Annotated in this window: 23 protein-coding genes and 1 tRNA gene; 10 read left to right on the top strand and 14 right to left on the bottom strand. The window is 62.0% G+C overall.

The annotated features are described in order from the left end of the window. The first annotated feature begins 69 nt into the window (after nt 1–69). The 8 genes from BUE39_RS05655 (at nt 70) to BUE39_RS05620 (ending at nt 8676) form a co-directional block, all read left to right on the top strand. Nucleotides 70–840 (top strand): pyrroline-5-carboxylate reductase, encoded by a 771-nt coding sequence (locus tag BUE39_RS05655; protein WP_073427654.1) that lies wholly within the window; start codon nt 70–72, stop codon nt 838–840. Between the two features lie 224 nt (nt 841–1064). Beyond that, nucleotides 1065–2066, top strand: coding sequence for a LysR substrate-binding domain-containing protein (locus BUE39_RS05650; protein ID WP_073427714.1), 1002 nt, complete (start codon nt 1065–1067; stop codon nt 2064–2066). Nucleotides 2067–2179: 113 nt separating this feature from the next. Next, the gene (locus tag BUE39_RS05645) at nt 2180–3208 is read left to right on the top strand and encodes a GlxA family transcriptional regulator (RefSeq protein ID WP_073427653.1); all 1029 of its coding nucleotides are present in this window, start codon (nt 2180–2182) and stop codon (nt 3206–3208) included. Nucleotides 3209–3324: 116 nt separating this feature from the next. Then, a complete protein-coding gene (locus BUE39_RS05640) occupies nt 3325–3744 on the top strand; it encodes a cupin domain-containing protein (RefSeq protein ID WP_073427652.1) in 420 nt (139 codons plus the stop codon). 128 nt (nt 3745–3872) lie between these two features. Further along, nucleotides 3873–4832 (top strand): LysR substrate-binding domain-containing protein, encoded by a 960-nt coding sequence (locus BUE39_RS05635; protein ID WP_073427651.1) that lies wholly within the window; start codon nt 3873–3875, stop codon nt 4830–4832. A 108-nt stretch (nt 4833–4940) separates the two neighbouring features. Next, on the top strand, nt 4941–6197 hold the full coding sequence (locus BUE39_RS05630) for an aromatic ring-hydroxylating oxygenase subunit alpha (RefSeq protein ID WP_073427650.1): 1257 nt from the start codon (nt 4941–4943) through the stop codon (nt 6195–6197). A gap of 14 nt (nt 6198–6211) precedes the next feature. Continuing rightward, on the top strand, nt 6212–7366 hold the full coding sequence (locus tag BUE39_RS05625) for an FAD-binding oxidoreductase (protein WP_073427649.1): 1155 nt from the start codon (nt 6212–6214) through the stop codon (nt 7364–7366). A 95-nt stretch (nt 7367–7461) separates the two neighbouring features. Continuing rightward, a complete protein-coding gene (locus BUE39_RS05620; protein ID WP_374710265.1) occupies nt 7462–8676 on the top strand; it encodes a M24 family metallopeptidase in 1215 nt (404 codons plus the stop codon). A 303-nt stretch (nt 8677–8979) separates the two neighbouring features. Here BUE39_RS05620 and BUE39_RS05615 read toward each other — a convergent pair. Together BUE39_RS05615 and gltX are read right to left on the bottom strand one after the other, a co-directional pair. Continuing rightward, nucleotides 8980–9055: transfer RNA gene (locus BUE39_RS05615), tRNA-Ala, on the bottom strand. A gap of 123 nt (nt 9056–9178) precedes the next feature. Further along, complete coding sequence (gene gltX / locus BUE39_RS05610; RefSeq protein WP_073427647.1) at nt 9179–10588, bottom strand: glutamate--tRNA ligase; 1410 nt, start codon at nt 10586–10588, stop codon at nt 9179–9181. Nucleotides 10589–11015: 427 nt separating this feature from the next. On the opposite strand from gltX, the gene BUE39_RS05605 reads away from it, so the two are divergent. Then, nucleotides 11016–11963, top strand: coding sequence for a patatin-like phospholipase family protein (locus tag BUE39_RS05605; RefSeq protein ID WP_073427713.1), 948 nt, complete (start codon nt 11016–11018; stop codon nt 11961–11963). A gap of 185 nt (nt 11964–12148) precedes the next feature. Here the strand turns inward: BUE39_RS05605 and BUE39_RS05600 are convergent, their stop codons facing one another. The 5 genes from BUE39_RS05600 to BUE39_RS05580 all read right to left on the bottom strand — a co-directional run bounded on the left by BUE39_RS05600 (nt 12149) and on the right by BUE39_RS05580 (nt 18746). After that, a complete protein-coding gene (locus tag BUE39_RS05600; RefSeq protein WP_073427646.1) occupies nt 12149–12814 on the bottom strand; it encodes a C40 family peptidase in 666 nt (221 codons plus the stop codon). Between the two features lie 136 nt (nt 12815–12950). After that, nucleotides 12951–14585 carry an ABC transporter ATP-binding protein gene (locus BUE39_RS05595; RefSeq protein ID WP_073427645.1) on the bottom strand — a complete coding sequence of 545 codons (1635 nt, stop codon included), beginning with the start codon at nt 14583–14585 and terminating at the stop codon, nt 12951–12953. Next, the gene (locus BUE39_RS05590) at nt 14582–15688 is read right to left on the bottom strand and encodes an ABC transporter permease (RefSeq protein ID WP_073427644.1); all 1107 of its coding nucleotides are present in this window, start codon (nt 15686–15688) and stop codon (nt 14582–14584) included. Before BUE39_RS05590 ends, BUE39_RS05595 begins: the two co-directional genes overlap by 4 nt. Beyond that, complete coding sequence (locus BUE39_RS05585) at nt 15688–16725, bottom strand: microcin C ABC transporter permease YejB (protein WP_073427643.1); 1038 nt, start codon at nt 16723–16725, stop codon at nt 15688–15690. The genes BUE39_RS05590 and BUE39_RS05585 overlap by 1 nt, the downstream gene beginning before the upstream one ends. 56 nt (nt 16726–16781) lie before the next feature. Next, the gene (locus tag BUE39_RS05580) at nt 16782–18746 is read right to left on the bottom strand and encodes an extracellular solute-binding protein (protein ID WP_084561359.1); all 1965 of its coding nucleotides are present in this window, start codon (nt 18744–18746) and stop codon (nt 16782–16784) included. 126 nt (nt 18747–18872) lie between these two features. On the opposite strand from BUE39_RS05580, the gene fabI reads away from it, so the two are divergent. After that, the gene (fabI, locus tag BUE39_RS05575; RefSeq protein ID WP_073427642.1) at nt 18873–19664 is read left to right on the top strand and encodes an enoyl-ACP reductase FabI; all 792 of its coding nucleotides are present in this window, start codon (nt 18873–18875) and stop codon (nt 19662–19664) included. A gap of 124 nt (nt 19665–19788) precedes the next feature. Here the strand turns inward: fabI and BUE39_RS05570 are convergent, their stop codons facing one another. The 7 genes from BUE39_RS05570 to BUE39_RS05540 form a co-directional block, all read right to left on the bottom strand. Next, nucleotides 19789–20133, bottom strand: a complete 345-nt coding sequence (locus BUE39_RS05570) for a hypothetical protein (RefSeq protein ID WP_073427641.1) — start codon at nt 20131–20133, stop codon at nt 19789–19791. 183 nt (nt 20134–20316) lie between these two features. Next, a complete protein-coding gene (locus tag BUE39_RS05565; RefSeq protein WP_073427640.1) occupies nt 20317–20514 on the bottom strand; it encodes a ribbon-helix-helix protein, CopG family in 198 nt (65 codons plus the stop codon). Between the two features lie 177 nt (nt 20515–20691). Beyond that, nucleotides 20692–20919, bottom strand: a complete 228-nt coding sequence (locus BUE39_RS05560; RefSeq protein WP_073427639.1) for a hypothetical protein — start codon at nt 20917–20919, stop codon at nt 20692–20694. A gap of 82 nt (nt 20920–21001) precedes the next feature. Continuing rightward, the gene (locus tag BUE39_RS05555; protein WP_090518702.1) at nt 21002–21769 is read right to left on the bottom strand and encodes a fused MFS/spermidine synthase; all 768 of its coding nucleotides are present in this window, start codon (nt 21767–21769) and stop codon (nt 21002–21004) included. 66 nt (nt 21770–21835) lie between these two features. Further along, nucleotides 21836–22099 (bottom strand): HPr family phosphocarrier protein, encoded by a 264-nt coding sequence (locus BUE39_RS05550; protein WP_073427637.1) that lies wholly within the window; start codon nt 22097–22099, stop codon nt 21836–21838. 73 nt (nt 22100–22172) lie between these two features. Next, entirely contained in the window at nt 22173–22619 is a 447-nt protein-coding gene (locus tag BUE39_RS05545) for a hypothetical protein (protein WP_073427711.1), read from the bottom strand. 216 nt (nt 22620–22835) lie between these two features. After that, on the bottom strand, nt 22836–23597 hold the full coding sequence (locus BUE39_RS05540) for a YoaK family protein (RefSeq protein ID WP_073427636.1): 762 nt from the start codon (nt 23595–23597) through the stop codon (nt 22836–22838). Nucleotides 23598–23713: the final 116 nt, after the last annotated feature.

Below are 23713 nucleotides of genomic sequence, written 5' to 3'. Positions count from 1 at the left end.
GCCGGGGTGTTGACTTTCCGGGCGCGACGGCGTTTGACGCTGCCGCGCTTCAACGCTATGTGAGACCCCATGCGACTTGGATTCATCGGGACCGGCGCCATCACGCAGGCAGTCGTTACCGGATTGCTTCGGTTCGACTTTCCGCTTGAACGCATTTCGCTGTCGCCCCGCAATGCGCGGACCGCAGCGGCGCTTGCCGCTCTCGATAAGCGGGTGCAGGTATGCGAAAGCAATCAGGACGTGCTGGAAGCATCCGACGTCGTCTGTCTTGCCGTCGTGCCGCAAATCGCTGCCGACGTGTTGAGCGAACTGCATTTTGATGCGCGCCATCATGTCGTCAGCTTCATCGCCGGCATCTCGATCGATGAGGTGCGCAGGCTCGTCCGCGCGCAGGGCAAGGTCGTTCGCGCGATACCGCTGCCGGCAGTTGCCGAGGGCAAGGGAAGCACGGCGATCTGTCCCGCGGACCACGTTGCGAAATCCTTGTTCTCGGCGTTGGGACAGGCGGTCGAAGTCGACGACGAAGCCAGGTTCGACGCACTGTTGGCCGTCACCGCGACGATGGCGAGCTTCTATGCGGTGCTGGAAGCCCAGGCGTCATGGCTGGTCCGCCAAGGGCTCAGTGACGATGCCGCTCGCTCATTTCTGTCGGGCTATTCTGTCGGCCTCGCGCACGACACAACGCGAGGTGAAAGATCGTTTACTGAGCTGATCGAGCACTCCATGACGCCGGGTGGCATCAACGAACAGGTTCACGACGAGCTCTCGAAACGCGGTACGTATGCGCATTTCGCCGACGCCCTCGACCGGGTTTTGATGAGGATCCAAGGCCGCGCATAACGTCACGTTTTCGCCACGTTTTTCGCCACGCAGAACGCCGCCTGAGGAGAGGCCTGACCTCGGGTTGACCTCTCTTGCCAACGAGCAGGGAGACTCGCAAACTATTCCGATCGAGATGCTCCTGCCTCATGACGGATGGCCGCCTTGCACCGAGAAAAAATAGAGCGGCGTAGATCCACCGTCTTCGGACAGCACCGCGCTTGCGCGTGAAAAAGGTGACAACGATGCAACAGAAGCATTTATTCGCGGACCGACTCCTCGCCCAGATGCCGTCGTTACGGGCACTGCGATGCTTCGTCACCGCGGCGCGCTACGAAAGCTTCACACAGGCGGCGGAAGTGCTATGCGTCACGCAGGCCGCAATCAGCAGGCAAATCAAGGAACTCGAGGATTCGCTAGATGTGGCCCTGTTTGAGCGCACCGGGCGGCACATCGCGCTCACCGATGCGGGCCGCATTCTCTACAACGCATCGTATCTGTCGATCATGAATATCGCGGAAGCAGCCGAGGCGGTGCGTCGCTCGGACAAGCGCGCGCTGACCATTTGCGTCTCGCATACGTTCTCGGCTTTGTGGCTGTCGTTCAGGCTGCCCGAGTTCCGCAGACGGTTCCCGGACATCAGATTGCTCGTGATGGTGACCGAGCATTTCATGGAACTGGATGAACTCATGCAACCTGACGTCATCATTACCAAGAATCCGCCGCGCGAACCGGAGTACGAAGTCGAGCCGCTCTTCCACGACGTGGTGTATCCCGTCTGTAGTCAGCCGTTCTTCGAGAAACACTTTCGCGGACAGTCGTTGAAGCCGCTCGATCTGCTGTCGCAGCCCACGTTGAACCTCTCGCTGCTGGGACGGGCCCAGGTGTGTGAACACGTCGACTGGCGCGTGTGGCGAAACTGGTTTCAGCAAGGTGATGGCTCGGACAGGCTCACTGAAAACGAGCACTTCGAGAGTAACGACTATCGACTCCTCGTCGCCCAGGCCGAAGCGGGCGAAGGCACCCTGCTCGGCTGGCATCATCTCGTCCATCGCCAGGTCGAACAGGGCCGTCTGATTCGGCCGGTGCGTGACGCGCTCGAGTTCCACGACCGTCACCACTACCTGATCACGCATAAGAACGCGAAGCTTCGACCGGAGTCTTTGCAGTTCCGCGAATGGCTCGGTGAGGAAGTCGGCGCGATGATGCGCGAATGGCGAGGCGTCGAAGCGGAGACTACCAGGTAGCTTTCGCTCGCAACCGTTCGAACAGCATGAGCAGGTCCGTCGAAAGACGATTCTCCTGGCCGGATTCCAGAGCGCATCTAGAGCGCTTCCAGAGCATTAATGCAGGCAGTCCCATGTTCAGCGACCCCACTCATCCCGGAACCGTCCGGCCGCTTCGCTTTGGAATCGTGCTGTTGCCCAATTTCACGTTGACCGCATTTTCCGGTTTCGTCGACCTTCTCAGGCTGGCAAGCGACGAAGGTGACATGAGCAGGCCGGTCCGCTGTTCGTGGAGCATCGTCGGCGAGTCTTTTACTCCCGTCAGGGCAAGCTGCGGAATCCAGATCGCGCCGTGGACAACCTTCGAGGAAGCCGGGTCCTTCGATTACGTCGTGATCGTCGGCGGCCTGCTGCACTCGGGGCCGTCCGCAAGCAAAGCCACGCTCCAGTTCATTCGTGACGCAGCGCGAACGTCCGCCACCCTGGTCGGCATTTGCACAGGGGTATTCGCCTTGATGCGTGCCGAGGTGATGGACGGATACCGCCTATGCGTGAGCTGGTTCCACTACTGGGATTTCGTCGAGCGCTTTCCCGGCGTTGACGAACGCAATCTCGTTGCGGACCGGCTGTTCGTCATCGACAGACGGCGGATTACCTGCTCAGGCGGACGGGCCTCGATTGACGTGGCAGCGGCCATACTGCTGCGGCACGTCGAGGCCACGGTCGTGCAGAAGGCGCTGCGCATCATGCTTGTGGACGATGCGCAGAAAGGCAATGCTCCGCAGCCGCACCCTCCGGGACTCGAACCCGCGACGCACCACAAGGTAAGGCGCGCGATCCTGTTGATGGAACAGCACATGGGTCAGCCGTTGAGCCTGGGAGAACTTGCCCGGCGTCTCGAGATGTCCGTCCGACAGCTTGAGCGGCTGTTTGCCGCGGAAACGGGTAAATCGCCGCACGCGTACGGGCGGCAGATTCGTATACGGACGGCGTCCTGGCTGCTGACGAGTTCCGACCGAACGGTGGCCGATATTGCGACGTCCTGCGGCTTCTCCGACGCCTCGCATCTTGGCCGCGAGTTCCGCAAAGAATATGGCCAATCGCCGAATGCCTATCGGGTGGCTCGACCGCAGAGCGAGGCGCTAGCGCTGGACTCCGGGTAGCGCGGCCAGTTGGGCTTGTGAACGTGGAATGCAAGTGCACCGACTTCCCCTACAGCGCGCCGCCGAGACGCGACAGGCAGGAGGTCCCCTTTGACAGACAATGGATACGGCAGAACATGATTACCGGGCACGCGCACGATGACACAGTTCTTTTTGGCTTGAACGTCAAGAATGGGCGACGCTGTTACTCCATTGACGAGCGCGACTGGCAGCCTATGAAAATCGGCGCAACAGTGCTGCCCGGCTTTCTGTGGATTCCTGTCGCCGATGATGAGAATGGCGCCTGGAGCAGTTACTGGATGCGTCTGCAACCCGGAGCGCGCTCGTTCGAACACCGGCACGACTCGACCGAGTTGATCCTTGTTCTCGACGGCGTATTCACCGATGACGACGGCACGGATTTCCTGCCGGGACAGACGGTATGCTACGCGGCCGGCTCGCGGCATAGTACGTCCTCGCAAGCGGGCTGTACGGTACTGGTCGTTGCTCATACGGGGTCGACGATAGTTTCTCAATCGCCAGCCACGCGCGTCTGAGTCACGCGGACCATGGCGTTCATAGGCGGCGGGCGGCACGCTGGGCGAACATCGTCAAAGCCGCTCGTCATGCCTTTGCGAAAGTAGTCAGACACTGCTGCCCTGTTTTTTGACTGGAGGGGGCCGAAATGAAACCGACAGGCGCACGGACCAAGGGATACCGGCGGCTGATTCCCTCCGTGACGGCGCTCGTCGAGTTCGAGGCGGTCGCGCGTCATGGCAGCTTTACTCTGGCTGCCGATGAACTCGGGGTGACGCAAGCAGCGGTAAGCCGGCAGGTCAAATTTCTTGAAGAAACGCTCGGGACTCGGCTCTTCAATCGTCTGCATCGTTCCATCGAGCTCACTCAGGAAGGCGAAGCTCTGTATCTCGTGGTCGCCGAGTCGATGCAGAAAATCGCCGGCGTGTTCGACCGGTTGTCGAGCGGACCGGTCCAGCAGGAACTGGTGCTTGCGGCAACGTCAGCGTTTTCACACTTTCGCCTCTTGCCGCGGCTGGCTTCGCTCAAGAAGACTCAACCGGATATTCAACTCCGCATTTCAACGCAGATGTTCAACGCTGACCTCCGCCCCAGGGAGATCGATGTCGCGGTTCGGTTCGGAAACGGACGTTGGGGCGACGGCTCCGCAACCCTGCTTTTTGACGAGGAAGTCTTCCCCGTCTGTTCGCGCGAGTGGGTGGAATCGCGGGGCGCGCCAGCGTCGCTGCAAGAACTCGCCAACGCCGCTCTCATCGAGTCGGATTCCACCTCGGAAGGCTGGATGGGATGGGAAGCGTGGTTTCACGCTCTGGGCTTCGGGCCGGTGCGATTGAACTTTGCCCTACGCTGCAGCCTTTATACGGACGCCATCGAGGCCGCGCGCTACGGACAGGGCATCGCCCTTGGCTGGGGAAGATTGGTCCACGATCTTATCGAGGCAGGTGAGCTGATCCGATTGCCGGTCGCCTCGTTCAAGGTGAGCGATTCATATTACGTCGTGGTGCCGCATGGGCGCACCCTCACCCCTGCAATCGAAGGTCTCGTCGACTGGCTTCGGCAGGATTCCATCCAGCGCGAAGCGGCCGGGCTTTCGCATAATCCAAAGTAATGCCAGGCCGAAAATAAAGCGCATTGACGCTGTTTTTCGGCAATCCAATACTCAAGTCATAGCGGGAACAATCGAAGTCCCGACATACCTGAACGTTGGAGAAAGGCGATGTCCGAAGTGCGATTCAAAACCCATGGTGAGTTGATCCGGAGCCGTCAGCCCGGTCACGGCATGCCCGGCGAACTCTTTGGCCGCCACGACGTTTTCGAAACGGACGTCGAGATCTTTTTCCACAAGCACTGGATTCTGGTCGGCGTCACGGCGGATGTGCCGGAGCCGGGCGATGTGTCGGCCGTGGATATTGGCAAGGCCTCGATCATCATCGTGCGCGACGACGACGAAAACGTCCGAACCTATCGCAACGTCTGCCGCCATCGCGGCGCACGTCTGAAAGAGGCCGGGAAGTCGACGGTCGGCATGCTGGTGTGCCCGTATCATCAGTGGACGTACGATCTCGACGGAAGCCTGCGCCACGCAACGCACATGGGAAAGGACTTCGACCCGAGCTGCCGTGGCCTGATGCCGGTTCATACGAGGATTGTCGGCACGCACATCTTCGTTTGTCTCGACGAGCATGCGCCCGAGGACATCTCGAAGCTCGAAGAGACCATGACACCGCGTTTCGCACCGTATGACCTGCAAAACACCAGGATTGCCTTCGAGCAGGAAATCATCGAAAACGGCAACTGGAAACTCGTGATGGAAAACAATCGCGAGTGCTACCACTGCCAGGCCACTCATCCGGAATTGACGGCATCGTTCCTGCCGGAAGACTTCGGCTTCTGTCCCGAGAATCTCAGCGAAGAATCGCTTCGCGCGCTGGAAGCGTACAAGGCACGCAACGCGGCATGTCAGGCAAGCTGGGAGCGAGACGGATTCACCAGCGCCAGTGTCGAGCGGCTGGACGAAGATGCGGTCACCCAGTTCAGAACGCAGCAACTCGTCATCGCCGGTAACGGCGAATCACAGACCATCAGCACGAAGGTCGCCAGCACCAGGCTGTTGGGATATCTCGAGCGGCGCGATCTCGGCGATACGCACCTCTGGACACACAATTCGTGGACGCATGTCATGAGCGATCATGCGGTGATCAGCTACATCATTCCTCTCGCGCCGGACAAGACGCTGGTGCGCTCGAAGTGGCTGGTTCACGCGGATGCCGTCGAGGGCGTGGACTACAAGGTCCCGGATCTCACCGAAGTATGGGTTGCAACAAACATGCAGGATAAACACCTCGTCGAAATCACGCACGAAGGCACTCAGGATCCCGCCTACTCGCCGGGCTTGTTCTCGCCTTTCACGGAAACCTACGTGGAGCAGTTCTCGCGCTGGTATGCAGCCCGATTGAGCGCACACGGCATCTGAGCAGAATGAGCGCTATGAACTCCGTTGAAAGCATTCTTGACGCCGAACCCGCGGCCGCCGACCGACTGTCCGATCCCGACACGTGGGAGAGTGGCGGCAGGCTCTGGCCCAGTAGCGAGCAGCAGACCCTGACGTGCTGCCGCGTCGTCGACGAGACGCACGACGTCAAGAGCTTCGAGTTTCGCGCGAGCGATGGTTTGCCCGTGCGTTTCGAGCCCGGTCAGTTCATGACGGTCGCGGCGAATGTGCAAGGACGATCGGTCGAACGTTGCTACACGATTTCCTCGCCGCCCACGCGTCCCTATCTGCTTTCCATTACGGTAAAGCGGGTTCCGGGGGGAATCATGTCCAACTGGCTTCATGACAATATGAAGCCGGGAAGTCAGTTGAAAGCGTATGGTCCGTCCGGCACTTTCACGCCTACCGCGTCGCGTGCCTCGAAGTCGTTGTACCTGTCGGCGGGTTCCGGCGTGACGCCGCTGATGTCGATGACGCGCGCGAGCATCGACCTCGGGCTCGACCGCGATATCGCGTTCGTGCACAGCGCAAGAACGCCTGCCGATATCGTGTTTCGCGAGGAACTGCAAAGACTCGCGAAACTCTCCCCTCGGCTTCGCCTCTTCTTCGTATGCGAAGGAATCGGCAACGACGAGGCTTGGGCCGGCGCGACGGGCCGATTGAGCCTTCAGCTCCTCGCGGAATGGCTTCCTGATTACGCGGAGCGCGAGGTGTTCACTTGCGGTCCGGCGGGCTACATGGGTGCGGTAAGGAATCTGCTGCGCGAAGGCGGTCACGACCCGGCGCGTTATCACCAGGAAAGTTTCGATATCTCAGCAGGTGCCGCACCGGTGTCCGCCGCTGCGTCCGCCCCTGCGTCTGCCCTGCAAGAGAGCGATGCGATTCGGGAAACCGTCACGGTCAAGCTGGCCCGCTCCTCCAGAACGTTCACGATGAGCCCGTCGGAAACCGTGCTTGCCGCTGCAAAAAAAGCAGGCGTTGCAATCGCATCCTCTTGCAGCCAGGGTATGTGCGGTACCTGCAAAACCAGGGTACTCGAAGGCACGGTGGATATGCGTCACAACGGCGGGATTCGCGACAGGGAAGTCCAGAAAGGTTTCCGCCTTCTGTGTTGCAGCCGTCCGACCTCCGATCTGGTGCTGGAACTCTGATTGGCCCCTCCCATGAAACGCGCAACGTCGCATGCTGAATGTTCCGCGGCGACCGTTGCACTCCGATAAAGCGAGTCCCCATGCCTTGCAGCGAGATGATCGATGCGAGTACGCCCGCCGATCTGAAACGAACGAGCAATACTTTGATCGACGTCAGGGCCTACAGGCTGGCCCGGGTGCGGGAACAACTGCATAAGAACAACTGCCCCGCGATATTGTTGTACGACCCGGTGAATATCCGCTACGCAACGGACACGTCGAACATGCAAATCTGGACGGGGCGCAACCCGTCGCGATACGTGATGGTATTCGCCGACGGTCGTGTCATCGCCTGGGAGTTTCACAGTTGCGAGCATGTGTGGGATGGCCTGAGTCTGGACCTCGAAATGCGCAGCGCGGTCGGTTGGACCTTCTTCAGCGCGGGCCCGGAAGCCGAGCGCCGCGCTAACGCGTGGGGCGCCGAGATTGTCGATGCGCTCGGCAGACGTGCGCCGAACGAGCGCCGACTGGCCGTCGACCGGCTCGACCCCATCGGCGCTGCCTGCCTGACGAAGCACGGGCTGACTCTTCTGGACGGACAGGCCATGATGGAGATGGCCCGGACGGTTAAGTCGTCGGGCGAACTCGTGCTCATGAACGAGTCCCTGCGCGCGTGCGAGAAAGGGATCGAGCGCATGCATCGCGAGCTTCGGCCCGGCATGAGCGAACAGGATCTCTGGGCAAACCTTCACCACGAGAACATCCGGCATGGCGGCGAATGGATCGAAACGCGTCTTCTCGCATCCGGAGACCGGACCAATCCGTGGATGCACGAATGCTCCTCGAGGATCCTTGTACACGGTGAGTTGTTGGCGTTCGATACCGACATGGTCGGACCGAATGGCTACTGCTCGGATATCTCCCGGACATGGACGGTAGGTCATACCCGGCCGTCCGACGAACAGCGCAAGCTTTATGAGGCTGCCTATTCACAAGTTCATTTCAACATGGACCTGTTGCGCCCAGGCATGACATTCCGGGAGTTCTCGGAACGGGCCTGGAAGATACCGGCGCTATATCTGAAGAACAGATATAGCTGCGTGGCGCACGGCATCGGCATGGTCGACGAGTATCCGTCCATCGCGCATCAGGTCGATTGGGAAAGCGCTGGCTACGACGGTCAGTTCGAAACCGGCATGACGCTTTGCGTCGAAAGCTATATCGGCGCGGAAGGAGGAAATCAAGGCGTGAAGCTCGAGCAGCAGGTGGTCGTCACTGACAGCGGTTGTGTGCCGCTCACCTCGTGCAGCTTTGAAACCGGCTGGCTTTGAGGTCGGCGGGAGCGGCGCTGGTTCGGACACGGATGTCGTGGCACCAGAAAACACGGGCTCGCATGGCGATTCATGAGCCGTGCCGGCGGCATCTTTTCGTCTGCTTGCTGATCGGTCGGGGGCTGGCGCAACGGTGAATTTTCGGCGCTCTCAGCGAATGCTGGCGCGGCAGGAGTCTTGGCGGGAACCCGTGCCCTTTTGCGGCCTGTTATATGTTCCTACCGACCTCAGAAAAAAATAAAGCCCCGATTTCTCAGGGCTTTCGGACTTCTGATGCTGTACAGCATGTTGGCAATGTTCTGATGGTGGAGGTAAGCGGGATCGAACCGCTGACCTCTTGCATGCCATGCAAGCGCTCTCCCAGCTGAGCTATACCCCCCTTGCAGAACAGAAACGAAATTCTAGAGGCCAATCTTCGCTTTGTAAATACCCTTTGAGCAATTGCATGCGTTTTTTTCAGGAGCCGCATGCAAGGTCTTTCGATGCACGGCCCGAACGCGCTTCAGGCCAGCGCGCTTTCGATACGGCCCACGACGACATCGCGCCCGAACAGCAGCAGCACGCTGTCGATCGACGGCGTATGCGTGGTGCCCGCCACCAGCAAACGAACCGGCATCGCCAGTTGCGGCATCTTCAGCTTGTGCGCGCCTAGCGTCGCCTTCAATGCAGCGGCGATCGCTTCCTTCGTCCACTCCACCGTCTTGAGCGCGGCCGCCAGATCGGCGAGCGCCGGACGCACCGCATCGGTTACGTGCTGCGCCAATGCGTCGGCCTCCGGCGCCGGCGCGCGATAAAACATGGCGGCGTTCTCTGCGATTTCTTTCACCGTGGACGCGCGATCCTTCAGCAAGCCCACCACCGCGGTCAGATCCGCGCCTTGCGCGACGGCGGCTTCATCGATGCCCAACTGCGCGAAGAATGGCTTGGCAAGCCCGGCGAGGCGTGCGTTGTCCGCTTCCTTGATGTAGTGCGCGTTCAGCCAGTTCAGCTTGTCGTGGTCGTACTGAGCCGGCGACTTGCCGAGGTGCTCGAGATCGAACCATTCGACGAACTGCTCGCGCGAGAAAATTTCCGCGTCGCCATGCGACCAGCCCAGACGCGCCAGATAATTGACGACCGCTTCCGGCAGATAGCCTGCGTCGCGATAACCCATCACGCTCATCGCACCGTGGCGCTTGCTCATCTTCTCGCCCTGCTCGTTCAGCACGGTCGGAAGATGCGCGTACACCGGCGGCTCGGCGCCCAGCGCGCGCAGGATGTTGATCTGACGCGGCGTGTTGTTCACGTGATCGTCGCCCCGAATCACGTGCGTGATGCGCATGTCCAGATCGTCCACCACCACGCAGAAGTTGTAGGTGGGCGTGCCGTCCGGGCGAGCGATCACGAGGTCGTCGAGTTCTTCGTTCGAGATCTCGATGCGGCCCTTCACCGCGTCGTCCCACGCCACCACGCCGGTAAGCGGGTTACGGAAGCGCAGCACGGGCTCCACGCCCGCCGGCGGCTGCGGCAGGACCTTGCCCGGCTCGGGGCGCCACGTGCCGTCGTAGCGCGGCTTTTCGCCGGCTTCGCGTTGACGCTCGCGCAGCGCGTCCAGTTCTTCCGTCGACATGTAGCACGGGTACACGAGCCCCGCGTCCTGCATCTGCTTGAGCACTTCGCGATAGCGGTCCATGCGCTGCATCTGGTAGAACGGGCCTTCGTCGAAATCGAGGCCGAGCCATTCCATGCCCTGGAGAATGGCGTCGACGGATTCGGAGGTGGAGCGCTCGACGTCGGTATCCTCGATCCGCAGCACGAAGGTCCCTTTCATCTTGCGCGCGAACGCCCACGGATAGAGCGCGGAGCGAATGTTGCCGAGGTGGATGAAGCCGGTGGGACTCGGTGCGAAACGGGTACGAACGGAGGTGGTCATTAGCGGTTACTCGGAAGACGGGCGCCGGCGCCTCGGCAAACATCGCCAGCCAGGCGCGGCAGCGGACCGCGCCCATGCGGCAGAAAAACGCCGCGCACGGACACGAAGGAAATAAATGCGAGAGGCGAATTATACCTGCGGCTAGCGAGTTGCCCGCCCTCGTCCGAATGGCCAACGAGGCGGTGGAACCAGCGTGCAAGCGGCGTGCGCGACGCAATTCACGGCACCCGAGCGCTTCCTCTGCAACGTTTCATTACCGGGTCGCCGCGCATCGGGCGCTTTGATTTATGATGTGCGCGCGCCGCGGCCGGGGATAGAACCGCCGCGCATGGCATCGCCGCCCGCGATCCTCGTATGTTGACTACCCGCCTGATCGCGGCACGGGTTCACGCTGATCGCGCCGCCCGTGCCGTTGCTGGAGAACTCGTTGAAACCGTCATCCCCTCGCCTCGCCCGTCGCCATTTCACATTGGCGGCGGCCGCCACGGTGCTGGCCGCGTGCGGTACAACCGGCAGCAAGACCGACCGCACGCCGGTCGCCGGCACGCCCGCGGCGACCACGCCGCCGCTCGACAAACCGCAGCGGCCGATTCGCGTCGGGCTCGCGCTAGGCGGTGGCGCCGCGCGCGGCTTCGCGCACATCGGCGTGATCAAGGCGCTCGAGGCGCGCAACATCCAGGTCGATCTGGTGGCCGGCACGAGCGCGGGCTCGGTGGTCGGCGCACTGTACGCGTCGGGCATGAACGGCTTCGCGCTGAACAAGCTGGCGCTGACCATGGACGAAGCGTCGATCAGCGACTGGGCCATGCCGTTTCGCACGCGAGGTTTCCTGCAAGGCATTGCGCTGCAGAACTACCTGAACACGACGCTCAACAACCGTCCGATTGAAAAGATGGTGAAGCCGCTCGGCGTGGTCGCCACCGATCTGAGAACCGGCCAGCCGATCCTGTTCCAGCGGGGCAATACCGGCATCGCCGTGCGCGCGTCGTGCAGCGTGCCGTCGATTTTCGAGCCGGTGAAGATCGGCGGCCACGAATACGTCGACGGCGGCCTGGTGAGCCCGGTGCCCGCCTCGTTCGCGCGCAAGATGGGCGCGGACTTCGTGATCGCCGTGGACATCTCGCAGCGTCCGGAAAGCGGCCTGACCGCGAGTTCCTTCGACGTGCTGATGCAGACCTTCACGATCATGGGACAGACGATCAAGGCCTACGAACTGGACAAGTACGCCGACGTCGTGATCCGGCCGAATCTGGCCGCCATGAGCGGCAGCGATTTCTCGCAACGCAACGCCGCGATTCTGGCCGGCGAGGAAGCCGTGGCGAAGATGATGCCGGAGTTGCAGCGCAAGCTGGCGGTGAGCCGCGCGGCGGTGTAGGCAGGCGGTGCCTGGGTCAGGCAACACCGGCGGCGCGCGGCGGCTACGGCTGGACTGCGCGGCACGCAAGGCCCGCGCCGACGCGATACGGACACACCCCCGCCCTCCAGACGTAAAAAAAGCCTGCTTCAAACGAAGCAGGCTTTTTGTTGTCGCGCCACAACCGCCGGCGCAACAGATCAAAATCAGTTATTGCCGCCAATCGCCGCATTCACGCGTGTGCGCAGATCCTGACCGTCCTGATAGGACGTCTCGATCCTGCGTGCACCGGTGAAGCGCTTTTCCCAGTAGCCGCTATCCATGTCGTCGACGCGGATCGTGCTGCCCGTGGAAGGCGAATGCACGAACTTGTTGTCGCCGATGTAGATGCCCACGTGTGAGAACGTGCGGCGCATCGTGTTGAAGAACACGAGATCGCCCGGCTTCAGGTCGCTCACGCGCACCTTCTCGCCGACCCGGCTCATTTCCTCGGCGCGGCGCGGCAGCGCCATGCCAAGCGTGTCCTGGAACACGTAGCGGACGAAACCGCTGCAATCGAGTCCCGAATCCGGAGTATTGCCACCCCAGCGGTAGCGCACGCCGATCATGTTCAGCGCGCCGACGACCACGTCGCCCGCCTTGCCGGCCATGCCGGAAAGGAACGACTTGGCGCCGCTGTCGCTCCCGGGAGCGGCCGCACGCGAATTCGGGGAGGACAACGAATTCGACCCGTTGAGGGTCGAATATGAGGCATTCTGATTGAAACTGCTTACTTCGTCGGCGAAAGCGCCGGGAGCTGCTGCCATCAAGACGCCAATGAACATCCCGGCGACGACGCGCGTGCAAGCCTGGGTCAGGTTTCTGTGCTGCATTGGTCGGTATTTATTGCCTAAAAAACAAGGGTCTACGGAAAAAGTTTGGTCGATACTAGCCAGTAAGTATTCACGTGTCAAAACAAATAGAAAAATACAATCGAGACACGCACCCAATTGGTGAAAGAGTGCAAAATCAATGGTCAAGCGCCGCTTTCAGCAGCTTTCGAGTGTAAGGATGCGCGGGCGTCGCAAAAATCTGCTCAACGGCGCCGCTTTCGACGATCGAACCGTTTTGCATCACCGCGACGCGGTGCGCCATCGCTCCAATCACGGCCAGATCGTGGCTGATGAATACGAAGCCGAGGTTGTACTTCTGTTGCAATCCGGCGAGTAGTTTCAGCACTTGCTGCTGGATGGAAACGTCGAGCGCGCTGGTGGGTTCGTCGAGAACCAGGATGCGCGGCTCCAGCACCAGAGCGCGGGCAATCGCAATCCGTTGACGCTGGCCGCCGGAGAATTCATGCGGATAGCGCCACAGCACCGTCCGGTCGAGGCCGACTTCGCGCAGCACCGAAACCACCTTGTCGCGGCGCGCCTGCGGCGTCATTTGCGGGCGGTGCAGCGCGAGCCCCTCGCCGACGATCCGCTCGATGGTGTGGCGCGGCGAAAGCGAACTGAACGGGTCCTGGAAAACGACTTGCATGTTCGAGCGCAAGGCGGTCTGCTCGGCGCCGCGATAGCTGCCGAGCGCCCTGCCCTGAAATTCGATCTCGCCGTGCGCGGTGCGTTGCAAGCCGAGCAAGGCCATCGCGAGCGTCGATTTGCCGGAACCCGATTCGCCGACGATCCCCAAGGTCTCGCCCTGGCGCACGGACACAGTCGCATCCGCCACCGCGCGAAAACTCCCCGAACGGAACCAGCCGCTCAAACCCGGCAGCTTCGTTTTGAAATCGACCGACACCTCGCGCGCTTCGAGCAGCACCGGCGAAATCGGCAGCACCGGCACCACCGTGCGCTGCGGCCGACTGGCCAGCAGACGCTGCGTGTACGGATGCTGCGGCGACTCGAACACGCGCTCGACCGGCCCGCTTTCCACCAGCACGCCCCGCTCCATCACCGCGATGCGGTGCGCGAAGTGGCGCACGAGGTTCAGATCGTGCGTGATCAGCAGCACGGCCATGCCGCGTTTTTCGGCTTCGTCACGTTGCAATTCGAGCAGCAGGTCGACAATCTGCGCGCGGATCGTCACGTCGAGCGCGGTGGTCGGTTCGTCGGCCAGCAGCAGGCGCGGCCGGCAGGCGAGCGCCATCGCGATCATCGCGCGCTGCCGCTGGCCGCCCGAGAGTTGATGCGGATAGCTGTTCACGCGCTTGCCCGGCTCCGCGATGCCGGTGCGCCCCAGCAGCGCGACCGCGCGTTTGCGCGCCTCGCCCGCCGCCACGCCGTCGTGCACGACGACGGTCTCCGCAATCTGATCGCCGACCGTGTAAAGCGGGTTGAGCGCCGTCATCGGCTCCTGGAAGATCATTGCGATGTCCGAGCCGCGCATGCCGCGCATCTCGCGCTCGCTTTTGGCGAGCAGGTCCTCGCCGTCGAAACGGATCGACCCGCTCACTTGCGCGTCGTTCAGCAGGCGCAGGATCGACAGCGCGGTCACGCTCTTGCCCGAGCCCGATTCGCCGACCAGCGCCACGCGCTCGCCGCGCTGGATCGCGAGCGTCACGTCGTTCACCGCGACCGTGTCGCCGAACGTCACGTGCAGATGCTCGAGTTCGAGCAGCGGCCGCGTGACGGCCTCTTTTGCGCTGTTATCGACCGTGGCGCTCACTGGTTGCCTCCGGCGCGCATCGCATCGGAGATGCGGGTGTCGAGCGCGTTGCGCAGCGCGTCGCCCATGAAGGTCAGCAGCAACAGCATCGCGACCAGCACGCCGAAGGTGGACAAGGAAATCCACCACGCGTCGAGATTCGCCTTGCCTTGCGCGAGCAGTTCACCGAGGCTCGGGGTCGGCGACGGCACGCCGAGGCCGAGAAAGTCGAGGCTCGTGAGCGCCAGAATGGCGCCGCTCATGCGAAACGGCAGGAACGTGATGACCGGCGTCAGGCTGTTGGGCAATACGTGCCGCCACATGATCTGCCAGTTCGACAGCCCCATTGCTCGCGCGGCACGCACATAGTCCTGGTTGCGGTTACGCAGAAACTCCGCGCGCACGTAATCGGACAAACCGATCCAGCCGAACAGCGACAGCAGCACGATCAGCAAAATGAATCCGGGCTCGAAGATCGACGAAAAAATAATCAACAGATAAAGCTCCGGCAATGCGCTCCAGATTTCGATCAGCCTCTGCCCAACGATATCGACACGCCCTCCAAAGAAACCCTGCACCGCGCCGGCCGCGATACCGATGACCGTGCCGATCAGCGTGAGCACCAGCGCGAATTCCACCGACACGCGAAAGCCGTACAGCAAGCGCGCGAACAGATCGCGGCCGCGGTCGTCGGTGCCGAGCCAGTTTTCACGCGAGGGCGGCGCGGGGTTCGGCGCCTTCGAAAAGTAGTTCAGCGTGTCGTAGTAGTAGCGGTTCGGCGGATACAACGCGAAGTTGCCGGGCGTGTCGAAGCGCTGCTTGATATACGGATCGAGATAATCGGCGGGCGTGGGGAAATCGCCGCCGAAGGTGGTCTCGGCATAGGTCTTGAACATCGGGAAATACAGATGGCCGTCGTAGCGCACCACCAGCGGCTTGTCGTTCGACCACAGCGGACCGGCGAGGCTCGCCGCGAACGCGACGACGAACACGATCAGGCTCCAGTAGCCAAGCCGCTGCTGGCGAAAACGTTGCCACACGCGGCGCGCGGGCGAAGGCGATACGAACGCGCGAGCCGGTTCGGTGCGCGCCGCCGCATCGGCGGAAAGGCGGGCTCGATTCATCAGCGCTCCAGTTGTTCGAATTGGATGCGGGGATCGACCCACACATAGCACAGGTCGGAGATCAGTTTGGTCGCGAGACCGATCAGCGTGAATAGATACAGCGTGCCGAGCACCACCGGATAGTCGCGCCGCACCACCGATTCATAGGACAGCAGGCCCAGGCCGTCGAGCGAAAACAGCGTCTCGATCAGCAGACTGCCGGTGAAGAACGCGCCGATGAACGCCGCCGGAAAACCGACGATCAGCGGCAGCAACGCATTGCGAAACACGTGCTTCCACAGCACGCGTTTTTCCGACAAGCCCTTGGCGCGCGCCGTCAGCACATACTGCTTGCGGATCTCGTCGAGGAACGCGTTTTTGGTGAGCATGGTGACGACCGCGAAACTGCCCACCACCGAGGCGGTGATCGGCAACGTGATATGCCACAGGTAGTCGACGATCTTGCCGCCGAGGCTCAGTTGCGCCCAGTTGTCCGAGGTGAGGTTACGCAGCGGAAACAGTTGCAGGAACGTGCCGCCGCCGAACAGCACGAGCAGCAGCACGCCCAGCACGAAACCTGGAATCGCGTAGCCGATCAACACGACGAGACTGGTCGAGATGTCGAAGCGCGAGCCGTTGCGCACCGCCTTCGCAATGCCCAGCGGCACCGATATCAGATATGTCAGAAAGAACGTCCATAAGCCGATGCTGATCGACACCGGCAGCTTCGAGACGATCAGCGACCAGACGCTTTGATGGCGGAAATAGCTCTGCCCGAGGTCGAACGTCGCGAAGCGCTTGAGCATCAGCACGTAGCGTTCGAGCGGCGGCTTGTCGAAGCCATACAGCGCCTTCAATTGCGCGACCTGCTGCGCGTCGACGCCGTTATGCGCACGCAGACCGAACGGCGAGCCGCCCTCCGCGCCCTTGCGCAACTCGTGCTGCATCTGCTCGACCGGGCCGCCCGGAACGAACTGGATCACGGCGAAGGTCAGCGTCAGCACGCCGAGCAGGGTCGGGATCATCAGCAGCAGGCGTTTGAGGATGTAGCTCCACATAGTCGACGTTTCCGGTGCGAGGCGGTAAGTGGATGGGCGCTTCCGCGCGGCTGCGGTTACGGTTGCGACGACGATGGCGGCTGAGGCTGCGCGAACCACCACGTCGACGTGATCCAGCCTTCCGCGCCATAGTACAGAGGCAAGGTTTTCGGCCACGCGAGGCCGCGCTTGAACGCGACACGATGCGTCGCGCTATACCAGTGCGGCACCACATAGTAGCCATGCATCAGCACGCGGTCGAGTGCGTGCGTCGCGTCGACCAGTTGCTCGCGCGTCTGCGCATGCACGAGCGCGTTGAGAATCGCATCGACCGCCGGCGACTTCAGCCCGATCATGTTGTCCGAACCGTGGGTATCCGCGGCCTTGCTGCCGAAACGGTCGATCTGCTCGGAACCCGGCACCTGCACATCCGGCATGCGGATGGTGGTGGTGTCGAAATCGAATGCGTCCAGACGCTTCTGATAGACGGCGAAATCGGATACGCGAAACGTGGCGGTGATGCCCAGCTTCCGCAGATTGCGGATGAAAGTGGCGATGATCGGCTCCATTTGCGCGGACGAACCGGAGTCGTCGAGAATCTCGAAGCGGAACGGCTCGCCCTTCTCGTTGCGCAATGCGCCGTCGCGATAGGTCCACCCCGCCTGTTGCAACAGCGCCCGCGCCTGCAGCAGATTGGCGCGCAGCGAGCCTGGCGGATCGGTGTCCGGCTGCTTCGGCGGCGGGCCGAACACGGACGGATCGAGCTTCGCGCGCCACGGTTCGAGCAGCGCCAGTTCGCCCGGCGAAGGCAGGCCCTTGGCCTGCAAATCCGTGTTGGCAAAGAAACTGTCGATGCGCGTGTACTGGTTGTAGAACAGTTGACGGTTCAGCCACTGAAAGTCGAGCGCGAGGTCGAGCGCCTTGCGCACGCGCACATCCTGAAACAAAGGGCGCCGCGTGTTCAGCATGAAGCCTTGCATGCCCGTGCCGTTATGTTGCGGAAATTCGCGCTTGATCAGTTCACCGCTATCGAATTTCTTGCCGACGTCGCGCCGCACCCAATTGCGCGCGATGTACTCGACCATCGCGTCGTACTCGCCCGCCTTGAACGCCTCGAGCCGCACGGTGCTATCCGAATACAGCTTGTAGACGATGCGATCGAAGTTGTTCGTGCCGACCCGCACCGGCAGCGCCGCGCCCCAGTAGTTCGGGTCGCGCCGGTACGTGATCGTGCGCCCGTTGTCGTACCGTTCGATCAGATAAGGGCCGCTGCCGATCGGCTTTTCGAACGCCAGTTGATCGAATGGAGTACGGCTGCCGTCGGGCTTCATGCCCCACTTGCGCGAGAACACCGGCACGCCGCCGGCGAGCAACGGCAACTCGCGATTGCGCTGATGGAACTCGAAGCGGATCGTATGCGGATCGACCACCACCGCGCGCGTGATCTCGCCGAAGATCGACGCGAATTGCGGCGCGGCTTGCGGGCTTTTCAGCGTGTCGAGCGAGAATTTGACGTCCTCGGCGGTCACCGGATCGCCGTTCGAAAAGCGCGCTTTCGGGTTGATGTGAAAGGTGGCGGACAGGCCGTCCGGCGCAACGTTGATGTCGTCTGCAAGCAGCCCGTACGCGGACGCCACTTCGTCGCTGCTGCCGGTGGTCAGGCTTTCGAACATCGCGTTCACGCCAGGCGCGGTGTTGCCGCGCAACGTGAACGGATTGAATTTATCGAAGCTCGTGAGCCGGCTCGGATTGGCGAGCACGAGCGTGCCGCCCTTGGGCGCATCGGGATTGACGTAGTCGAAGTGCTTGAAGTTCGCCGGATATTTCGGCTCGCCGTATTGCGCGATCGCATGAACGGCCTGCGCCCGCGGCGCCACCAGCAGCCCAGCTACCGCCAACGCGCCGGATAGCGCAACGGCACATGCCGCGCGCCATGAATTCCGCAAACGCGGCACAACCGGTAGACCGACACGCGAGAGTCTGTGAATCACGCTGCGCCGAAGCGCGTGAGGCGTTTGAACCCGTCGCGAGCCAGTTGTCATAGGGGCCTTGTTGGTCAGTGGGCAAGAGCAATGTGAGAGAATTCTACCTAATAAACCCGCGCTATCCGCACGTTCCGAACGCATCACGTTCGCGTGCGCGAAGCGCAGACCTTATCAGGAGAATTCATGGGCTTCCTCGCTGGCAAACGTATCCTGCTGACCGGCCTGCTGTCGAACCGTTCGATCGCGTACGGCATCGCGCAAGCCTGCAAGCGCGAAGGCGCCGAACTGGCGTTCACCTATGTCGGCGAGCGCTTCAAGGACCGCATCACCGAGTTCGCCACCGAATTCGGCAGCGACCTGGTGTTCCCCTGCGACGTCGCCGACGACGCGCAGATCGACGCCCTCTTCGCCTCGCTGAAAGAGCGCTGGGACGGCCTCGACGGCCTCGTCCATTCGATCGGCTTTGCACCGCGCGAAGCGATCGCGGGCGACTTTCTCGACGGCATGACGCGCGAGAACTTCCGCATCGCGCACGACATCTCCGCATACAGCTTCCCGGCGCTCGCCAAGGCCGCGCAATCCATGTTCACGCCCGACGCGTCGCTGCTCACACTGAGCTACCTCGGCGCCGAACGCGCGATTCCGAACTACAACACCATGGGTCTCGCCAAGGCGTCGCTCGAAGCGAGTGTGCGTTATCTGGCGGTGTCGCTCGGCGCGAAGGGCGTGCGCGTGAACGGGATTTCAGCGGGCCCGATCAAGACGCTGGCCGCGAGCGGCATCAAGGGCTTCGGCAAGATTCTCGAATTCGTCGAGCAGAACGCGCCGCTCAAGCGCAACGTGACGATCGAACAGGTCGGCAATACCGCGGCCTTCCTGCTGTCGGATCTCGCGGCGGGCGTGACGGCGGAGATCGTTCACGTGGACAGCGGCTTTAGCGCGGTGGTGGGCGGAATGGCCGCCGTGGCCGAATAACCGTTGCTTGTGCCGCATGGGCGCATGGCCGAAGGTATTGCACGCGCAAAAAAAACCGCCCGGTGCGAGATTCGCTCCGGGCGGTTTTCTGATTCCGCGGCGACATCGACCGCGGTCTGAACGCTTAATGCCAGCCGCGCCGATTGTCGTAGTGGTTGCGGCCATAATCGTAACGGCCCGGAGGATGATGGCGATACCAGTCGTTCCGTGCCCAGTAGCGGCGGCCGTCCCAGTAGCGGTCGCCATGCCAGCCGATCACGACCGCCGGAGCGCCGTAATACACTGGCGCCGGCTGATACACGACGGGCGGCGGCGGCGGCGGCGGTGCGTAGACGGGAGCCGGCGCGACATAAACCGGAGCGGGAATGCCGATATTGACGCCGATGTTGACCCTACCAGCCATTGCCGCACCCGATGCGCCCAATGCGAAAACCCCGATCAGAAGCGGAACAAGACGAACGGACTTCATCGATCACCCTTTTGACGAATGTGTTGTTGGGCGAAATATAGCGCAAGGCGGCAGTCCGCGTATTTCAAGTTTGTAATAACTGATGCACGAGATCGCGGTGCCGCCTGCTGGGTTACGTCTGGTTACAAGCGGGGGAATTTCGATGAAGAACAGGGCGCGTATTACGCAATGAGACCTTCCGGTTCATTCGCTCTTTCGCCGTGGGCGAGCGCCGATGACACTCTTCGTCTTGTAGGTCACGCCATGCTGTTCGAGGTATTCGCGAATCAATTGCCGCACCACTTGCGAGGGCGTGAGGTCCTGCGCGGCACACAATTTCTCGAACGCTTCCTTCTTCACCGGGTCGATCAGAATCGTGAGTCGAGCGCTTTTCGTTTCCATGATGAGAGCGGCGTCCAGTTCAGATATGTTAATTTGATTATAATACACGGCGCGATGCGAGTCACCACCATCGAAGCCTCATCAACGCCACACGCGCCGCCGGCTTCTCAGGCCACTCGCTCATACGCCGTCATCATGCGGCCGTGAAGCACTTCGAGAAAAACAAACTGCGCGCTGCTAGCGCACGGCCCTGGCGCGCAGGTAGTTCTGGCCGGCCTCGGTAATCGACACAGCGCCCCGCCCGTTCGCCGGCACCGACACATATCCCGCGTTACGCAATTCCTGTGCAACCGACCAGTTCAGCGCCGGCGCGTCGCGGCCATATCGCTGCCGCGCAAGCCGCTCGAGCGCCCAACTGGCGGCATGAGTCAGGGTACTGCTTTGATTATCGCTTTCTGCTGTCATCTGCTTTCCTTGAGAATGCGCCCGTTCGATAAGGCGGGCATTGAAGCGGGGCCGATCGTTGAAGCCTCGCGGACGAACACGCTCAACGCGGCTGCCCGTATCGATTCCAGTCAAATCTTTTGCCGTATTCGATGCGCGTGGCCGTGGCATGCAGATTGACCGCATGTCGCGGCTCGAGTACGCGTGCCCGTTCGAGCATCGCGGCAAGAGATGGAACCTGCCCGGCTCCTTTCCATGCAAACACGGTGACGTTATGTTGGCTGCCCTCCGACGGCGCGAGAGCCACCGCGTTCGCGAAGACTTCCCTCAGAGCGCGCAGATAGCGCTGGAAGTCCGGCTCGTCCGTCACGAGATTCGCCACCATCATGCCGTCATCGCTCAAACGGCGACGGCAGGCCTCGTAGAACGTCGTACTGCCCAGTTCGGCGGGCAACCCGTCGGCGTTGAAAGCGTCGACCAGCAGAACGTCCGGCCGGTGATCCGTTCCGGTGACGAACCGCGCGCCATCCGCACATACCACGCGAAACCGTTCGTCATCGGGCGGCAGATGAAACTGGTCGCGCAGCGCGATCACCTCCGGATTGATTTCGACGGCAGTGATGGCCGTCTCCGGCAAATGACGGTAGCAATATTTCGCCAGCGATCCGCCACCCAGACCGATCATCGAAATGCGGCGCGGGGCCGGCCGCAACAGGAGAAAACCCATCATGGTGCGCGTGTAGCCGAGCGCGAGCGCATAGGGGTCATGCCGAAACATCGTGCTCTGCACGCCGCGCGCATCGAAGTACAGTGAAACGATCCGATCGTTCTGTATGACCAGCGGCTTGCTGGCCTTTCTCTTTCTGTTCATGGCTGTGGCCGGAATTCGCCGCGGCGGCATTCGGCGGGGATGCGTGCGCTCTTTCGCATTGGCCGCTCAGCAGGATTGCTGCGACTGCACGATGGCCGACAGCGTCTCGAGCGCGACGATCTCATCGGGCCCCGTCGCCAGAATGCGCACATGCGCGCCCCGTTTGACCCGCAGCGACATGACCGACATGACGTCCTTGGCATTGACGGACCGGCCGTTCGCCATGCAGACGATATCGCAGGCGAATCGTGCGGCATTGACGGCAAGCCGCGCCGACTGGTGCGCGTTCAAACCCCAGCGCCCATCCACCTGAACCGATGCTTCGACCACTCCGCCCCCCTCGTATGTGATTCCAACCCGCGTCGTGTCGTGCCGCCAGGGCGCGCTCCCCGCGCGCCCTGGCTCAATGCATCGACCCTGCCGCCGCCTGCGCGAAGAACGCCTGCAGTAGCGCGTCCCACGTTTCGTCCCGCAGCGCGAACTCGGCCGCGCCGAGCCGCTTCATTTCGCGATCCAGATAGATCGCGCGAAGCGATTTTGGACGCGGCGGGCCGACAAAAAACTTGCCGTCGTCGTCCAGAAACAGACACGGTCTTTGCCGGTAGCGGGCGCCGAACAGCGAGGTCGTGTCCTGCACGTGACGGGCCGACTCCTTCTGATAAACGAAGATCACATTGATCCCGCATTGCTCGAGACGGTCGCAGATATTGGAGAAGCGGTACAGCATCTGGAATCCACGTTCGCCGGCCTTGCCCACGCCGACGACGATCAGCCCGCGCTGCCCCATGACGTCCCGCAGATAGAGATGCGTGTAGTCGTGCGACAGCAGCGGAACACCTGCATTAATCACGTTCACCCCCATGCCGTACGCAGGCATTTTCCTCGTCTCACCTGAACCCGAAACGGGACCGACAAGGCTCTCGCCCGAGAGTCGCATTATTGTTACCATACCAGGATAAGTCAATGATAACGACATTATCATAGAACAGTGGCTTGTCCGCCGGTGCCGGCTGGCGGTTCCGAGGGCGTTTGCGCACGAAAAGCGCCGCTTCCCCCGGCGCCCCGCCTATCGGTCGAGGCGATAAACGCGCTCGCGCAGGTCGTCGATGAAAGGAACGATGGCGAGCACGATCAGCATGCCCGCGAGCGGCACGGTGGAGGCGTATCCAATGTGCTTGAAGCCCATCGCCCCGGTCACGCCGCCGGCAAAGAACATCGCAAGCATCGTCAGATGCACCTTCAGCCTGGCGCGATTGGCGAGCACGACCGGCTCCGCCGGCCCTGCCTTCGACGAATTCCAGTAGAACAGCTTGCCGAGCTCGATACCGATATCCGTCACGATGCCCGTCATGTGAGTGGTGCGGATTTCCGCGCCGGAGAGCTTGGTGATCATCGCGTTCTGCAGCCCCATGATGAAGCACAGCAGCACGACGGCCGCGGGCACGAACAGGGTTTCCCATACGGCCAGATGGCTGCCGAGCAGCCCGAAGCACAGCAGTAGAACGGCTTCGATCAGCAAGGGCGACGCGTACTGGCTGTTCAGCCGCCTGCGCCGCCCCCAATTGACGAGCACGGACGACGAGGCAGCGCCCAGCAGGAACGAGATCAGCGATCCGACGCCCGCCAGCGCCAGCGACAGGTCGCCCAACGCGGCCTGGTCGGCGATCGCGGATATCACGCCGCTCATATGCGACGTGTACTGCTTCACCGCGAGAAAACCACCGGCATTGGTCGCGCCAGCCACGAACGCAAGCGAGAAGCCGAGCTGCCTGTTGGCCTCGGCGCTGCGGTCCTTTCCCGTCAGAGCGCGGAAATAGTGTGCTGGCATTGGGTATCGATTCGAAGATTCGCCTGTCCGAACCGCGCGTTGGGCGTGAGAGGGACCGGCGCGGCAAGCTGGAGCTTCTGACATTCCACGCGCGCGGCAAGGTCGCATTGCCAATG

This window comes from Paraburkholderia terricola, from assembly GCF_900142195.1.
GTDB lineage: Bacteria > Pseudomonadota > Gammaproteobacteria > Burkholderiales > Burkholderiaceae > Paraburkholderia > Paraburkholderia terricola.
The sequence above is the reverse complement of the archived record's forward strand: the minus strand, read 5'-3'. Positions and strand labels throughout refer to the sequence as shown.

What these genes read in the sequence shown, in the direction of transcription:
- BUE39_RS05555 (WP_090518702.1), bottom strand. Translation starts at nt 21,769, where the DNA reads ATGAACAGAAAGAGAAAGGCCAGCAAGCCGCTGGTCATACAGAACGAT.
- BUE39_RS05570 (WP_073427641.1), bottom strand. Translation starts at nt 20,133, where the DNA reads ATGAAGTCCGTTCGTCTTGTTCCGCTTCTGATCGGGGTTTTCGCATTG.
- BUE39_RS05625 (WP_073427649.1), top strand. Translation starts at nt 6,212, where the DNA reads ATGAACTCCGTTGAAAGCATTCTTGACGCCGAACCCGCGGCCGCCGAC.
- BUE39_RS05540 (WP_073427636.1), bottom strand. Translation starts at nt 23,597, where the DNA reads ATGCCAGCACACTATTTCCGCGCTCTGACGGGAAAGGACCGCAGCGCC.
- BUE39_RS05645 (WP_073427653.1), top strand. Translation starts at nt 2,180, where the DNA reads ATGTTCAGCGACCCCACTCATCCCGGAACCGTCCGGCCGCTTCGCTTT.
- BUE39_RS05620 (WP_374710265.1), top strand. Translation starts at nt 7,462, where the DNA reads ATGATCGATGCGAGTACGCCCGCCGATCTGAAACGAACGAGCAATACT.
- gltX (WP_073427647.1), bottom strand. Translation starts at nt 10,588, where the DNA reads ATGACCACCTCCGTTCGTACCCGTTTCGCACCGAGTCCCACCGGCTTC.
- BUE39_RS05580 (WP_084561359.1), bottom strand. Translation starts at nt 18,746, where the DNA reads ATGACAACTGGCTCGCGACGGGTTCAAACGCCTCACGCGCTTCGGCGC.
- fabI (WP_073427642.1), top strand. Translation starts at nt 18,873, where the DNA reads ATGGGCTTCCTCGCTGGCAAACGTATCCTGCTGACCGGCCTGCTGTCG.
- BUE39_RS05560 (WP_073427639.1), bottom strand. Translation starts at nt 20,919, where the DNA reads ATGACAGCAGAAAGCGATAATCAAAGCAGTACCCTGACTCATGCCGCC.
- BUE39_RS05630 (WP_073427650.1), top strand. Translation starts at nt 4,941, where the DNA reads ATGTCCGAAGTGCGATTCAAAACCCATGGTGAGTTGATCCGGAGCCGT.
- BUE39_RS05590 (WP_073427644.1), bottom strand. Translation starts at nt 15,688, where the DNA reads ATGAATCGAGCCCGCCTTTCCGCCGATGCGGCGGCGCGCACCGAACCG.
- BUE39_RS05640 (WP_073427652.1), top strand. Translation starts at nt 3,325, where the DNA reads ATGATTACCGGGCACGCGCACGATGACACAGTTCTTTTTGGCTTGAAC.
- BUE39_RS05650 (WP_073427714.1), top strand. Translation starts at nt 1,065, where the DNA reads ATGCAACAGAAGCATTTATTCGCGGACCGACTCCTCGCCCAGATGCCG.
- BUE39_RS05600 (WP_073427646.1), bottom strand. Translation starts at nt 12,814, where the DNA reads ATGCAGCACAGAAACCTGACCCAGGCTTGCACGCGCGTCGTCGCCGGG.
- BUE39_RS05585 (WP_073427643.1), bottom strand. Translation starts at nt 16,725, where the DNA reads ATGTGGAGCTACATCCTCAAACGCCTGCTGCTGATGATCCCGACCCTG.
- BUE39_RS05565 (WP_073427640.1), bottom strand. Translation starts at nt 20,514, where the DNA reads ATGGAAACGAAAAGCGCTCGACTCACGATTCTGATCGACCCGGTGAAG.
- BUE39_RS05635 (WP_073427651.1), top strand. Translation starts at nt 3,873, where the DNA reads ATGAAACCGACAGGCGCACGGACCAAGGGATACCGGCGGCTGATTCCC.
- BUE39_RS05655 (WP_073427654.1), top strand. Translation starts at nt 70, where the DNA reads ATGCGACTTGGATTCATCGGGACCGGCGCCATCACGCAGGCAGTCGTT.